16 protein-coding genes and 1 tRNA gene are annotated in these 12,902 nt (G+C 67.0%); 13 read left to right on the forward strand and 4 right to left on the reverse strand.

Annotation, left to right across the window (positions count from 1 at the left end):
- The first annotated feature begins 11 nt into the window (after positions 1–11).
- From ACQY68_RS13360 to ACQY68_RS13390, 7 genes are all read left to right on the forward strand, one after another.
- A complete protein-coding gene (locus ACQY68_RS13360) occupies positions 12–1,451 on the forward strand; it encodes a flagellar hook-basal body complex protein (protein WP_428149968.1) in 1,440 nt (479 codons plus the stop codon).
- A gap of 173 nt (positions 1,452–1,624) precedes the next feature.
- Entirely contained in the window at positions 1,625–1,909 is a 285-nt protein-coding gene (locus ACQY68_RS13365; RefSeq protein WP_271085516.1) for a DUF1153 domain-containing protein, read from the forward strand.
- Positions 1,910–2,006: 97 nt separating this feature from the next.
- On the forward strand, positions 2,007–3,233 hold the full coding sequence (mnmA, locus tag ACQY68_RS13370; RefSeq protein WP_428149970.1) for a tRNA 2-thiouridine(34) synthase MnmA: 1,227 nt from the start codon (positions 2,007–2,009) through the stop codon (positions 3,231–3,233).
- On the forward strand, positions 3,226–3,792 hold the full coding sequence (locus ACQY68_RS13375; protein WP_428149971.1) for a hemerythrin domain-containing protein: 567 nt from the start codon (positions 3,226–3,228) through the stop codon (positions 3,790–3,792). Before mnmA ends, ACQY68_RS13375 begins: the two co-directional genes overlap by 8 nt.
- Before the next feature lie 241 nt (positions 3,793–4,033).
- Positions 4,034–4,255, forward strand: a complete 222-nt coding sequence (locus ACQY68_RS13380; RefSeq protein WP_428149972.1) for a hypothetical protein — start codon at positions 4,034–4,036, stop codon at positions 4,253–4,255.
- Positions 4,256–4,390: 135 nt separating this feature from the next.
- Positions 4,391–4,948: a hypothetical protein gene (locus ACQY68_RS13385; protein ID WP_428149973.1), complete on the forward strand. Its 558-nt coding sequence runs from the start codon at positions 4,391–4,393 to the stop codon at positions 4,946–4,948.
- Between the two features lie 56 nt (positions 4,949–5,004).
- Positions 5,005–5,691 carry a hypothetical protein gene (locus tag ACQY68_RS13390; protein WP_428149974.1) on the forward strand — a complete coding sequence of 229 codons (687 nt, stop codon included), beginning with the start codon at positions 5,005–5,007 and terminating at the stop codon, positions 5,689–5,691.
- On the opposite strand, the gene ACQY68_RS13395 is transcribed toward ACQY68_RS13390, so the two are convergent.
- Both ACQY68_RS13395 and ACQY68_RS13400 read right to left on the reverse strand, forming a co-directional pair.
- Positions 5,688–6,446, reverse strand: coding sequence for a glutathione S-transferase family protein (locus ACQY68_RS13395; protein WP_428149975.1), 759 nt, complete (start codon positions 6,444–6,446; stop codon positions 5,688–5,690). The two genes, ACQY68_RS13390 and ACQY68_RS13395, sit on opposite strands and share 4 nt — an antisense overlap.
- On the reverse strand, positions 6,443–6,946 hold the full coding sequence (locus ACQY68_RS13400; RefSeq protein WP_428149976.1) for a winged helix-turn-helix transcriptional regulator: 504 nt from the start codon (positions 6,944–6,946) through the stop codon (positions 6,443–6,445). Before ACQY68_RS13400 ends, ACQY68_RS13395 begins: the two co-directional genes overlap by 4 nt.
- A gap of 218 nt (positions 6,947–7,164) precedes the next feature.
- On the opposite strand from ACQY68_RS13400, the gene ACQY68_RS13405 reads away from it, so the two are divergent.
- From ACQY68_RS13405 to ACQY68_RS13420, 4 genes are all read left to right on the forward strand, one after another.
- A complete protein-coding gene (locus tag ACQY68_RS13405; RefSeq protein ID WP_428149977.1) occupies positions 7,165–7,503 on the forward strand; it encodes an acyl-CoA thioesterase domain-containing protein in 339 nt (112 codons plus the stop codon).
- 47 nt (positions 7,504–7,550) lie between these two features.
- Positions 7,551–8,027, forward strand: a complete 477-nt coding sequence (locus ACQY68_RS13410) for a hypothetical protein (protein ID WP_428149978.1) — start codon at positions 7,551–7,553, stop codon at positions 8,025–8,027.
- A gap of 502 nt (positions 8,028–8,529) precedes the next feature.
- Positions 8,530–9,639, forward strand: coding sequence for a tRNA guanosine(34) transglycosylase Tgt (tgt, locus tag ACQY68_RS13415; RefSeq protein ID WP_428149979.1), 1,110 nt, complete (start codon positions 8,530–8,532; stop codon positions 9,637–9,639).
- A 12-nt stretch (positions 9,640–9,651) separates the two neighbouring features.
- Positions 9,652–9,963 carry a hypothetical protein gene (locus ACQY68_RS13420; RefSeq protein ID WP_428149981.1) on the forward strand — a complete coding sequence of 104 codons (312 nt, stop codon included), beginning with the start codon at positions 9,652–9,654 and terminating at the stop codon, positions 9,961–9,963.
- A gap of 240 nt (positions 9,964–10,203) precedes the next feature.
- On the opposite strand, the gene ACQY68_RS13425 is transcribed toward ACQY68_RS13420, so the two are convergent.
- Both ACQY68_RS13425 and ACQY68_RS13430 read right to left on the reverse strand, forming a co-directional pair.
- Positions 10,204–10,737, reverse strand: coding sequence for a hypothetical protein (locus ACQY68_RS13425; protein WP_428149983.1), 534 nt, complete (start codon positions 10,735–10,737; stop codon positions 10,204–10,206).
- A gap of 18 nt (positions 10,738–10,755) precedes the next feature.
- Positions 10,756–11,406: a hypothetical protein gene (locus tag ACQY68_RS13430; protein ID WP_428149984.1), complete on the reverse strand. Its 651-nt coding sequence runs from the start codon at positions 11,404–11,406 to the stop codon at positions 10,756–10,758.
- 165 nt (positions 11,407–11,571) lie between these two features.
- Between ACQY68_RS13430 and ACQY68_RS13435 the strand changes: the two genes are divergently transcribed.
- Both ACQY68_RS13435 and ACQY68_RS13440 read left to right on the forward strand, forming a co-directional pair.
- A tRNA-Lys gene (locus ACQY68_RS13435) sits at positions 11,572–11,648 on the forward strand.
- A gap of 92 nt (positions 11,649–11,740) precedes the next feature.
- Entirely contained in the window at positions 11,741–12,805 is a 1,065-nt protein-coding gene (locus tag ACQY68_RS13440) for a CaiB/BaiF CoA transferase family protein (protein WP_428149986.1), read from the forward strand.
- Positions 12,806–12,902: the final 97 nt, after the last annotated feature.

Consider the following 12,902-nt stretch of genomic DNA (forward strand, 5'->3'; position numbering starts at 1 on the left):
GAGCCCACGTCGTGAGCATCAACTCTGCCCTGCTGGCCGGCGTCTCCGGTCTGACCGCCAACTCCGCCGCCTTGGCCGCGATCTCGCAGAACATCGCGAACGTGAACACGGTCGGCTACAAGCGCACCGCCGCCGAGTTCTCGACCGTGGTGAACTCCCAGAACCAGGGCGCGGGCTACTCCGCCGGCGGCGTCCTGGCCAACACCCGCAACTACATCTCCCAGGCCGGTCAGCTTCAACGCACGACCTCCTCGACCGATCTCGGCATCGCGGGCCAGGGCTTCTTCGTCACCACCGAGAAGGCCGAGGGCCTGGACGCCGGCGACGCCCGCCTGTTCACCCGCGCCGGCGCCTTCCGCGTCGATGAGTTCGGCTATCTGAAGAATACCGCCGGCCTGTATCTGCAGGGCTGGCCCGTTTCGTCCGACGGCACGATCAACCGTGACCCGTCCGACCTCGGCAAGCTGAAGTCGGTCAACGTCGGCTCCGTCGGCGGCACAGCCGAGGCCACCACCCGCGCCCAGCTGAACGCCAACCTGCGCTCCAGCCAGACGGTCTCGGCCGATATCGCGACTTACAGCACCGCCACCAAGTCGATGTCGATGTACGACCCGGAGGCCGGTACCGGCTTCCGCCCCGACTTCCAGATCACCGTGCCGGTCTCGGATTCCAAGGGCGGCCAGCGCACCGTCGCCTACTCCTTCCTCAAGACCGCCAACCCCAACGAATGGCGCGCCGAGGTTCACGTCATCCCGGCCTCGGATGTCGACAACGGCACGACCCCGTCGAATGGCATCCTGAAGTCGGGTCTCGTCCTCTTCACCCAGGACGGCCGCCTCGACGTCGACGCCATGCAGGCGCGTGAGGCCACCACGCCGGGCTCGATGCTGTTCGCCGATCCCGCGGCGGCGTCGATCTCGCTGAACGCTTCGGATTCGGCTGTCGCAGGCAGCGCCACCGCACCGAAATGGCGGACCTCGCTCGGCATCGATGATCAGACGGTCAGCTTCGACCTCTCGGCTTCGGCCGGCGGCCTGACCCAGTACGACTCCGACTCGATCGTCCAGGCCGTGGTCACCAACGGCACGGCCTTCGGCAACCTGTCGAACATCGAGATCGACGACGAGGGCTTCGTCACGGCGATCTTCGACAACGGCGTCACCCGTCGCGTCGCCCAGGTCGCCCTGGCCACCTTCACCAGCGCCGACAGCCTGGGCGTCGCCAACGCGAACGCCTACCGCGTCAGCCAGGGCTCCGGCACCTACAACCTGAAAGCCCCCGGCAGCGGCGGCGCAGGCCTCATCGGAGCGTCCCAGCTGGAGGCCTCCACCGTCGACCTGTCGCTGGAGTTCACCGGCCTGATCACCACCCAGCGCGCCTATTCCGCCTCGTCCAAGATCATCACCACCGCGGATGAGATGTTGGCCGAACTCATCAGCATCAAACGCTGATCTTCAGGTAACGCGGCGTTTAACTAGATGAAGACTTACTCAACATCTCGCCGAAACGGCGTTCGGGGACGGATCGGATTTTATCCATTCCTTCACCACGACGCTAAACCCGGCCTTAGCGGCGCCACGCTACCTTCAGGATCAATTGGTGGTGGTGAATGAGGCAAAAGCCCATGTTGCAAGAGCGTCGAGTGAACAAGCAGGGCGAACAGTATGTCGTCGGTCCGACGGGCACTCCCCTGACGATGCGCGACCTGCCGCCCGAGAATACCGACCGCTGGGTCATCCGTCGCAAGGCGGAAGTCGTCGCGGCCGTACGCGGCGGCCTGCTCAGCCTGGACGACGCGCTGCTGCGCTATCGTCTGACGGCCGAGGAATTCCTCGCCTGGCAGAAGGCGATCGACAAATGGGGCATGCAGGGCCTGCGCACGACGCGGATCCAGAACTACCGCTCCTAGGTTTTCTCTCCCCGAACAACGACGGCCGCTCCCGGCGACGGGGGCGGCCGTTGTCGTTTCGGGCTCCGGCCTCGAAATCGTCCCCCATCCTCTCTATATGCGCGCCATGACGCTCATCGAGCCCATCTGCGCGATCCCCGACATCGCCCCCCTGTCGTCTCCGGCCGAGCTGGATGCGGCGGTCGAGAGCGCGCGTCTGGCGGTCGGCCTGCCGGTCGGCTCCCGCGTGGTCGCCGCCATGTCGGGCGGGGTGGATTCCACCGTCGTGGCCGCCCTGCTGCACAAGGCCGGCTATGACGTCGTCGGCGTCACCCTCCAGCTCTACGACCACGGCGCGGCCCTGAAGAAGAAGGGCGCCTGCTGCGCGGGTCAGGACATCCACGACGCCCGTCTGGCGGCAGAGATGCTGGGCATCCCCCACTATGTCCTCGACTACGAAAGCCGCTTCCGCGACGCGGTCATCGATCAGTTCGCCGACGACTATCTGCAGGGCCGCACCCCGGTCCCCTGCATCCGCTGCAATCAGACGGTCAAGTTCCGCGACCTGCTCGACGTCGCCCGCGACCTCGGCGCCGCCGCCATGGCCACGGGCCACTATGTCGGCCGCGCCGTCACGGCCGACGGCAGGACCCAGATGCGCAAGGCCATCGACCCCTCGCGCGACCAGTCCTACTTCCTGTTCGCCACCACGCGCGACCAGCTCGACTACCTGCGCTTCCCGCTCGCCGGTCTGGAAAAGCCCGCCGTGCGGGGCGTCGCCCAGTCGCTCGGCCTCAGGATCGCGTCCAAGCCCGACAGCCAGGACATCTGCTTCGTCCCATCCGGCGACTACCGCACCCTGATCGACCGCCTGCGTCCGCAAGGCCGCGAGGCCGGCGATATCGTGCACATGGACGGCCGCGTCCTGGGCGCCCACGCGGGCATCACCGACTACACCATCGGCCAGCGCCGGGGCCTGAACGTCGCCGTCGGCGAGCCCCTGTTCGTCACGAAGCTGGACCCGGAAAACCGCCGCGTCATCGTCGGCCCACGCGAGGCCCTGTTGACCGCTTCCCTGACGCTCGACGAAACCAACTGGCTCGGCGACGAAGCCTCCATCGAAGCCGCCGCCGAGGCTGAAGCCCCCGTCCTCGCCCGGGTCCGCTCGACCCGCCCCCCCTCGCCCGCCCGCCTGACGCTGACGGACGGCGCGATCTCGATCGTCTTCGAGACCGGCGAGGAAGGCGTCGCCCCCGGCCAGGCCTGCGCACTCTACGATCCGACCGACCCCGACCGCCTGCTCGGCGGCGGCTTCATCGCGTCCACGACGGCCTGCGTTGTCTGACGACCTGCACGCCCGCTCCGGCCTGCCGGAGGAATACCGCTACCTCCTCGCCGACCTCCCCCGCGACCGCTGGCACGGCAACGAGGTCGCGGCCATGGCCCGCTTCTGGCTCCAGATGCACTCGGGCTTCCGGCGAGAGGTCGCGTCCATGGATGCCCTGACGACCCAGTGGCGCGCGGGCTCTCTCGCCCTGCCCGATCTGCACCGCCGTCTGATCCCCACCCTGCAGCAGTTCCTCCAGCACCTCGAAGGCCACCACAACATCGAGACCCACCACTATTTCCCGACCATGCGGAAGGTGGAGCCGCGCATCGGCGCCGGCATCGACCTGCTGGACCGCGACCACGACGTGATCCACGGCCATCTCGACGCCCTGTTCCAGACCGGCCTCGCCTTCCATCAGGGCGTCAGCGGCAATGCCCCGGCGGCCGGCGACGCCGCCGCCCGCCTCGCCGACGCGCTCGACACGGCCGGTCCGGCGCTGGCCCGCCATCTGGAGGACGAGGAGGACATCGTCGTCCCCCTGATCACCCGCCACGCGGACGCCTTCAAAGGATAGACCGGCGGCATCGGCGCTCGCCGGCGAATAGCGCGCCCCCGATCACATTTCCGCGATCACCGAACGCGGACCGACGCCGCGTATCGTCAAGGTTGAGCCACAACGCGCTGGGCGTGCATGCAAAAGGCGCGGCCTACCGGTCGGCGCGGCGCCCGGTCAGCGTCGTTGGACCGGGTTGACTCCCCCCCCCCTGTTTCGAGCGAGGGTTGCATGCGGGCTGTTCCGCATGGAGGGTATGGGTATGAACTTGAAACTCGCCGCCGCAACGGTGGCCTCTCTCGGCATCATCGCGTTGTCGCCCGTTTCGGCCTACGCTGCGGGTGGCGGTTGCGACCGTTGTTACCAAGGCTGCACAGATGCATTTGGCACTGAAGACCCGATCACCGGCTATCAGATGCTTTCGTTCTGTGTGCTCAACTGCACGGACGACGACGGTTATTCTTGCCAAATTAGCCCTGGCTGAATTTTAGAGAAGTAATCAGAGAGCGGCTAGCCAGTGTTTCTTAGGCTTCTTTGCATCGCCCTGGTGTTTCAGCCGCTCTCTGAGCGACTTGACGCGTCACCTTCAGTAGACGCTGCGCCTGTCGATCTGTTCGCCATGGCGCAGCGTTACTGCATTGGCCCCGATGGTGACCACCGGATGACATGGGCCTACGCGGAGGCCGATGGTTTCGCGGCCTTGAACAGACCAGAATTCGAACATCTGTCGCTCCCGGGCGTAGAGGATGCAACAATTCGCGGGTTTACTCGCACAGTCGATGGCGTTGAAGCGCGGGTACTGACCGGTGCAAGCTGGATTCGCGCAGGCGGCCAAGGCACAACCTACTCGCGCCTGTGCTGGGTCTCGTCCTCCCGCGCCAGCTTCGACGAGGTCAATGGACAGACGCGCAGCTATTTTAACGATCGCGGCTTTCGTATGGGCCGGGTTCGCGTCCACGCATGGATACCGCGTCCGGACGGTTCGCTGGAGCCGGTGTCCAGGCGGCGATATGTACGCGAAAGCCTGACTCTGGCCCGCATCGAAGGCATGCGCCAGTTGTTCGCCAGAGCTCAGAACCGCGCTGTTTTCCTAGCCTATGCCAGTCCACGAGACGAGGCGACCTATCGAGACTTCGATTGGTCCGGTCCCGAGCCCGTTCCCGCACCACAGCGATGAGGCCATTGTCATCGCCTGTCCCGTGTGGACCCATCCTGAATGCAATAAACGTTCTGTTGTCCGTTCTCCCGGCAAGCTTTCTCGTCGCCTGCTCGCCAGCAGCGGAAGAGCCCCTGCCAGTTGTCGGCCCCGAAGCTTTTGCCAGCGCGTTCCCTACCGGCTTCGTGGCAGAAGCCCACTGCACTCCTTTGGCCGCCTACACACCGCCCCAGGTCGGTGCCGACTATGTGTTCCGTGACGACAACGGCAGGCGCTCGTCGCGGCGCATCGTCTCGGTGGATGGCGACCGGATCGGGATGCAATACCGGGACCTGTCCACACAGGAGCAGAAGCCGCTGCCGCCGATGGTGAACATAGCCGGCCTGTTCGTGGTCGGCACACCCGGCGGAACGCGGCAGAAGACCTACCCCGTCGATCCCATGGCCACGCTCGCGACCCTTCAGGTCGGCCAGTCGGCAGTGATCGCCGCCAGTGAGACCTCAACCCTGAACCGACGGCGGCGCACCGTGGCCACGCCCGTCACGGTGCGGTACCTCGCCTGCGGTCGCCTGCCCGTCGCTGAGAGCGCTGTCGCGGTCAGGCTGTACAAGGTCGACAGCCGGACCCTGATTCTGGATCGCGCGCGGCAAGAACAGCTGACGGTGACGTCAGTCGTCTATGCCATGCCGCTGGCCTCCGGGTTTCCCGTCGCCCTCGCCAATCCGAAAACCGCCAGCCGCCTCGAACACCTGCCTCAAGGCTAGACCGGCGACATCGGCCCGCGCATGGCCCGCCCGCCGTCGTGCGACCGTTCCGCCAGGACATAGCCATGCTCGGCCATCATCTCCGGCTGGTCCGCCACCTTCGTCGTCATGAAGGCCATCGCCACGTCGTTCAGCTTCTTCAGCGGCGTGTCGCTCTCGACCCGCCCCAGCCATCCCGCCAGCTTCGGCCAGCGCCCGGCGTCGACCTCCGTCCCCACGACCCGCGCGTTCAGGAAGGCCGGCGCCAGGCTGAAGTCCGCCAGTCCTGCCGCCTCCCCGAACAGGAAGCCGGTCTCCGGCATCACGGTCTCGAGATAGTCGAAGGTCTCCGGAATCTCGACAACCCTGGCCTTTTCGACCAGGTCCCGATCGATCTCTTCCTTCAGGACGCGAGGCTTGATCGCCAGCTGGAAGAACAGCTTCCACCCCAGCACGTCGAACAGCCGGGTGTCGGCGTATTCCTCGATCCATCGCGCCTTGGCCCGGTCCTTCGGATCGACCGGCAGGACCGACGGCTCGGGCCGCGTCTCCTCGATATATTGCGCGATGATGCTGCTGTCGCAGAGCGTCAGATCGCCTTCGATCCACACCGGGATTCGCCGCAGCGGGCTGATCCTCGAAAACGTATCGTCGCCCCGAAACGGGGTGATCGGATCGATCGCGACCTCGATCCCCTTCACCGCGCAGATCGCCAGGATCTTGCGCACATAGGGCGAGACCGGATTGCCGATCAGGGTGACCGACGGCTGGCTCACGCCGCCTCTTCCGCCACGACGTCCTTGGGCAGGACGTCGGCTACGGTCGGCCGGTTGGCGTGGAAATGGATCTCGGTGTCGCGCCGCTTCACGATCTCGCCGCAGCAGGAACAGGCCACGCGTGGTTTCAGCTCGGCCCCGCAGGTCTTGTGGGTGAAGCTGACGCCCGAATCCGCATCGCCGTACAGGTGTTGCGACCCCCAGCCGTGCATCACGATCAGCACGTCCGACAAAGCCCGCCCCTTGGCCGTCAGGACGTACTCGTTCCTTGGCGGCCGTTCGGAATAGAGCTGCGGCTCCAGCACCCCGTGCTGGACCAAGGTCTTCAATCGCGCCGCCAGGACGTTCCGAGCCACGCCCAGCCGTTCCTGCCATTGCTCGAACCGCTTCACGCCCTGGAAGGCGTCGCGAATGACCAGCAGCGTCCACGGATCGCCGATGACCTCGAGCGTCGCGGCGATGGAACAGCTTTGTTTTGAGTAGTCTGCGGTTCTTCCCATGACCTGAAAGTGACCTTGCGTCAGCGGTTTGGCAAGAGGGTTGCCAAAAGGAACCCAGTCAGTCAGTCTTGTTTCGCTACGGACACGGCGAGCAGCCCTCGCGGCGTTCCTGCATTCCCGACTTGCGGGCGGCGGCTCCGGCTTCCGCCCGTCTCTTTCTGTCAGCAGGCTGCGGGGCTCGGCTTCCGCCCCGTTCTTTCCGAGGCTAGGTGCAGGGCATGCCCGAACAGACCATCCAGCAGGCCCTGACCCTGACGCCCGGCGACGACGGCGTGCTCAGCGCCGATCTGCACGGCGACTTCTCGAACGGCCGGCTCAACGCGCCGCCGGAGACCGGCTTCCCGTTCGGCGGCCTGATCGCCGCCCTGTGCGCCGCCTCGATGCAGACCGGCCTAAGCATCGCGGCGCCCCTGCGCAGCCTGTCGGTCCAGTACATGACCCCGGCCCGCTTCGGTCAGCCGATCCGCTTCACGCCCCGCCTCCTGCGCGGCGGCCGCAGCGCCTCTTCTGCCAGGTCGACGTCACCCAGAAGGACAGGGAGGCTCAGGACCGCCTGACCAATCACGCCGCCGCCACCTTCGGCGACGATGTCCCCGGCCCGGCCATGACCCCGCTCGCCGCCCCGCCCCCGCTCGGCGCGCTCCAGACCGGTCGCGGCCTCGAAGGCCCGATGGCCCCGCGCTTCTCCCAGCACGTCGACTACCGCTTCGAGACCGGCCCCCACATCCTCCAGCCTGTCCCCGGCCGCCCGGTCGTCGAGCGCTGCTGGATGAAGATCCGCGACGGCGGACCGCTCGACGCCATCGGCCTCTGCTACCTGCTGGACGCCCTGTATCCCCCGGTCTGGACCGCGCTGGACAAACCGGTCGGCATGGCCACCGTCGATCTCCGCTACGACATCCTGACCGACCCCACGCCCGAACACTGCCCGGACGGCTGGGCCTTCTTCGAGTTCCGCATGCTAGACTTCGGTTCCGGCTGGACCGTCGACGAAGCCACCGTCTGGGCCGCCGACGGCACACCGCTGGCGCTGTCGAGGCAACGCCGGAAACTGGCCCCGGTGCGGCCTGCCAAGGCGTAACCCTCTCCCGGAGGGAGAGGGAGATCGCGCACGGCGGCGCAGCCGTCGTCCTGGCGCGATCGGGTGAGGGGTGAAACGCGGTTTGGCCGCTGAGCGCCTGCCGGACGCACCTCATGCGCTGACGCATACCCCTCATCCGTCAGCCTTCGGCTGCCACCTTCTCCCGCAAGGGGAGAAGGAAGATCGGTGATCAACACATCGCCCCAATCGACCAACGATTTCAACGCCCGGCTCTATCCAGAGCCTTTATCGCAGGCGCCCCTCAAAACCGTGCGACACTGCCGTTGATCTTTGACATCGCCGGCCGACCGCCGTCCCCGATGTAGACTCTGTCGAGTCTGTCGACTCCCTTTTCGGAGTCGCACCGCGGGCCGCCCCGCTCGCCATCCGGACTCGCCGGACTCGGCGGACTGTTTTTTCGAGTCCGGACGCCACGCCCAGCCCGCCTTCCCAAGACCACGCCCCCGCTCTAAGACGCGCCTCCCCTTTCCGAGACCCGCCCTTGCCCTTCCCGTTCGACATTTCCGCCACCGAAGGCCGCGCCCGCACCGGCGTCCTCAAGACCCCGCGCGGCGACATCCGCACCCCGGCCTTCATGCCCGTCGGCACCGCCGCCACGGTCAAGGCGATGACGGTGGATCAGGTCAAACAGACCGGCGCCGACATCATCCTGGGCAACACCTACCACCTGATGCTGCGCCCTGGCCCCGAGCGGATGGAGCGCCTCGGCGGCCTGCACAAATTCATGGGTTGGGACAAACCCATCCTGACCGACAGCGGCGGCTTCCAGGTCATGTCCCTGGCCGGCATCTCCAGGGTCAAGGAAGAGGCCGTCACCTTCGCCAGCCACATCGACGGCTCCAAACACGTCCTGTCGCCCGAGCGGTCGATCGAGATCCAGGCTGACCGCATCGGCGCCGACATCTCGATGCAGCTCGACCAGTGCGTGGCCTGGCCGGCCGAGAAGGACGGCGCCCGCAAGGCTATGGAGCTCTCCATCCGCTGGGGCGCCCGCTCCAAAGCCGCCTTCGGAACCCGCGAGACCCAGGCCCTGTTCGGCATCCAGCAGGGCTCGACCTTCGAGGACCTGCGCCGCCAGTCCTCCGAGCAACTGCAGGAAGTCGGCTTCGACGGCTACGCCATCGGCGGCCTCGCCGTCGGCGAAGGCCACCAGGCCATGTGCGAGGTCCTCGACTACGCCCCCGACATGCTGCCCGCCGACCGCCCCCGCTATCTGATGGGCGTCGGAAAGCCGATCGACCTGGTCGAGGCGGTGTATCGCGGCGTCGACATGTTCGACTGCGTCCTGCCCACCCGCGCCGGCCGCCACGGCCAGGCCTGGACCTGGGAGGGGCCGATCAACCTCAAGAACGCCCGGTTCGCCGAGGATCAGGACCCGCTCGACCCCACCATCGACGGCCCGTCCTCGACCTACTCGAAGGCCTATCTGCACCACCTGATCCGCGCCGACGAAATCCTCGGCAAGATCCTGCTCAGCTGGCACAACATCGCCTTCTTCCAGGCCCTGACCGCCGCCATGCGCGACGCCATCCAGCACAGCCGCTTCGAGCAGTTCCGCCGCGACTTCCACGCCCGCCACACGTCCAATTGACGGGGAACTGACGTGCGGATCGAGAAGTCAGGCTTCCACGCCTACAATACCTACCTGGAGGAACCGCCCCGCGACGGCGGCAACGAGACCGCCCTGCACCGCCACGTCATCATCATCGGCGGCGACAAATATTCCTTCTTCGCCCACTGGTCCGGCAAGTTCGCGCACAAGGGCGAGAAGATCTCGTTCGACTGGGACTGGGACCGCACCGGCGAGTTCCGCAACATCGACAAGCCGTCCTTCGAGGCCTTCGCCAAGGACGGCACGGTCCAGATCAGAGGAGATCGCAGCGACAAGCGCCGTGATGGTGGTCAAAGCTGGTGACCTCCATCGACCTCCAGCCCCCCTGGACTTCTCACCCCGAGATTCCGGCAAACTCTATCGGCTGGCGTATGGGGCGCGGCGAGACCGTCTACGGCTCGTTTTACAGATGGTTTTCCGATCTCCCGCGAGAACGGCAGGAGGCATTCGCCGCTGACAATCCCGAACCGCTAGGATGGGAGGGCTTTTATCGCACGATCACCGAAAACCCGTGGCACAGCGGGTCCTGAGGCTAAGGAAAATCTACCGCTGCGACCGTCCCGTCGGCCGGAACCAGGCGGGCGAGGCCGGCGGCGAACAGTTCGCCCGCATGCCCAGCCCCTTCAGGAAAGCCCGCCGCAACCGCCCCGCCTCGACCGCGTCCTGAACGGCCTTCGACCGCGCCTGGGCCCCGGTCAGCTGCCGCACCCAGCTGCGGTAGGGGATGAAGTCGGTCACAGCGTCCCGGATGGCATCCAGGGCCGCCTCGGCCAGCGCGTCCTGGGCCCGTTCGCTCAGGGTCGGACTATCCGGCGCCGGCGGTTCGTCCCGGTCGGGGCCCAAGGCCTCGTCCAGCCGCGCCACCTCGGCCCCGATGGTCGTGCACTGGCTGAGGTTCCGCCGATCATACGGATTGGCCTGGGCCTGCAGCAGCACCGTCGGGATCTGGTCCCGACGCACATTCAGATCGACGAGCGGCTGGGTCGCCGCATCGCCGAACCCTTCCCCCACCTGCCGCGCAGCCGAACAGCCGCCCAGCAGGGCCAGAACCGAGATCGAAAGGAGGACGCTACGCAACTGCACTGGAACCCCGGATCAACCGACCTTGCGGATCGTGGTGAAATCGAACGGCTGGATCTCGCTGCCGTATTCGATGAACACCACCGTCGTCGGATCGTCGGCCAGCACGCGGAAGCCCCGGTCGCCCGACATCTGTGGCCCCATGTCGCCGCACGGCGCGTCCATCGGCTCCGCCCCTTCGGCGCCCGACGCGAAGGCGTCCCATTGGGTCTTCACCGCACCGGTCGGCTCGAAGCCCGCGATGTCGCCCTCGGGGCTTGGAATGGTCGACAGGACGCAGGTCGCCGAATGCGGCCCCGGCGACCTGGCGCGAACCTCGGCCAGGATGGAATCGAGCGGCGCGTCGGTGGCCTTCTTGAAGATCACGATGGCCGGGCTCCGCCCCGTCTGTCCGTCGTAGGTCCCTTCGAGCGCGAAGCCCGGCAGGCTGGCGTCATAGACCATATGCGTATTGCCGGCCTGCGGGCAGGCATAGCTCCACACCGACAGGCCCCCGCCGGTCGTCTCGCCCCAGGTGCAGTTGACGAAGGTCTCCTGCATCGTCTGGCTCGGCTGAGGCGCGGCGGCCTGGGCCGCAGCCGGCGGGGCGGCCTTGTCTGCCGCCGGCGTGCAGCCGGTGAGCCCGATGAGTGCGACCGCGGCCGCCATGATCCCGATGCCGCGCATGCCCGTCGTCCCCCTCGTGATGCCGCACCATACCCCGCGCGGGACCTGTGTCCACGAAGGCGAACGACAAGATCAGGAAAGGAAGGCGCAGCCCTTGACCCGACCGGCCCGATGAACCAGAAGGCGCAACCGCGAAACGGCCCAGCCGTTCTGCGACCACGATGTGCGTCCTTAGCTCAGTTGGTTAGAGCATCTGACTTTTAATCAGAGGGTCCTCGGTTCGAGCCCGAGAGGACGTACCATCGCTTCTCCGCCGTCAACGGCGTGAGAAAAGCCTCAGACGCTTCCCCTGCGTGAACTCGACCGGGCTACCGGCTGCCGCTAGCAAGCCAGCATGAAACCTCTTTCTGGCGTCCGTATCATCGAGTTCGACGGCCTGGGTCCGGTGACCTTCGCCGGCATGGTCCTGGCCGATCTCGGAGCCGACATCCTGCGCCTGAGCCGCGCCAAGGCCGGAGCCTTCGGCGAGGTCGGCAACGACGTGATGCACCGCGCCCGCAACGCCGTCGTGGTCGACCTGAAGTCCGCCGCCGACCGCGACAGAGTCCTCGACCTGATTGCGGGCGCCGACGCCGTCATCGAGGGCTTCCGGCCCGGCGTGCTCGAACGCCTGGGTCTCGGTCCCGAGGACTGCGCCACCCGCAACCCGAAACTGGTCTTTGGCCGCGTCACCGGCTGGGGCCAGACCGGGCCGCTGGCCCAGACGGTCGGCCACGACATCAACTACATCGGCCTGACCGGCGCGCTCCACGCCATGGGCGAGGCGGGCCGCCCGCCCGTCCCGCCGCTGAACCTCGTCGGCGACTACGGCGGCGGCGCCATGTTGCTGGTGACGGGCGTGCTCGCCGCCATCATCGAGGCCCGCACCACCGGCAAAGGCCGTGTCGTCGATGCCGCCATGACGGACGGTACGGCGCTCCTGTCCGCCCTGTTCTTCTCCATGACCGCCAGCGGCCATTGGGGCGAGCGCGGGACCAATCTGCTCGACGGCGCGGCTCCCTTCTACCGTTGCTATGCCTGCGCAGACGGGCAATTCGTCGCCGTCGGCGCGCTTGAACCCCGCTTCTACGCCGCCCTGCTCGCGGGTCTCGAACTTGATCCGGCCGAGGCTGCGCAGTTCCCGGTCAGCAACTGGCCCTCGCTGGAAGCGAAGTTCACAGCCCTGTTCGCCGGCCGCACCCGCGACGACTGGGCCGCGCATTTCGGGGGCACGGAAGCCTGCGTCACCCCGGTCCTGACCTTCGCAGAAGCAGCCGACCATCCCCACAACAAGGCGCGACAGACGATCGCCGGCTCACCACTCCAGCCCTCTCCGGCGCCCCGCTTTGACGGTCAGCTCGCGCCGATCGAGCCCACAGGCCAACTGTCGCTGGAAGACGCCCTCGCCCGCTGGAGCTAGCGGCGGCGCATCCAGGGCGTGCCATTCGGAAGAGAATTTATTCTTCTTCAGGACTTGCTCTGGCGCTAATCGCTTCCCACCTCGAGTGCAGGTCTTT

The organism is Brevundimonas sp. (assembly GCF_965278935.1).
Taxonomy (GTDB): domain Bacteria; phylum Pseudomonadota; class Alphaproteobacteria; order Caulobacterales; family Caulobacteraceae; genus Brevundimonas.

Coding starts and splice junctions, on each gene's coding strand:
- ACQY68_RS13365 (WP_271085516.1), top strand. CDS start 1,625: ATGTTGCAAGAGCGTCGAGTGAACAAGCAGGGCGAACAGTATGTCGTC.
- mnmA (WP_428149970.1), top strand. CDS start 2,007: ATGCGCGCCATGACGCTCATCGAGCCCATCTGCGCGATCCCCGACATC.
- ACQY68_RS13380 (WP_428149972.1), top strand. CDS start 4,034: ATGAACTTGAAACTCGCCGCCGCAACGGTGGCCTCTCTCGGCATCATC.
- ACQY68_RS13385 (WP_428149973.1), top strand. CDS start 4,391: ATGGCGCAGCGTTACTGCATTGGCCCCGATGGTGACCACCGGATGACA.
- ACQY68_RS13400 (WP_428149976.1), bottom strand. CDS start 6,946: ATGGGAAGAACCGCAGACTACTCAAAACAAAGCTGTTCCATCGCCGCG.
- ACQY68_RS13405 (WP_428149977.1), top strand. CDS start 7,165: ATGCCCGAACAGACCATCCAGCAGGCCCTGACCCTGACGCCCGGCGAC.
- ACQY68_RS13410 (WP_428149978.1), top strand. CDS start 7,551: ATGACCCCGCTCGCCGCCCCGCCCCCGCTCGGCGCGCTCCAGACCGGT.
- ACQY68_RS13430 (WP_428149984.1), bottom strand. CDS start 11,406: ATGCGCGGCATCGGGATCATGGCGGCCGCGGTCGCACTCATCGGGCTC.
- ACQY68_RS13440 (WP_428149986.1), top strand. CDS start 11,741: ATGAAACCTCTTTCTGGCGTCCGTATCATCGAGTTCGACGGCCTGGGT.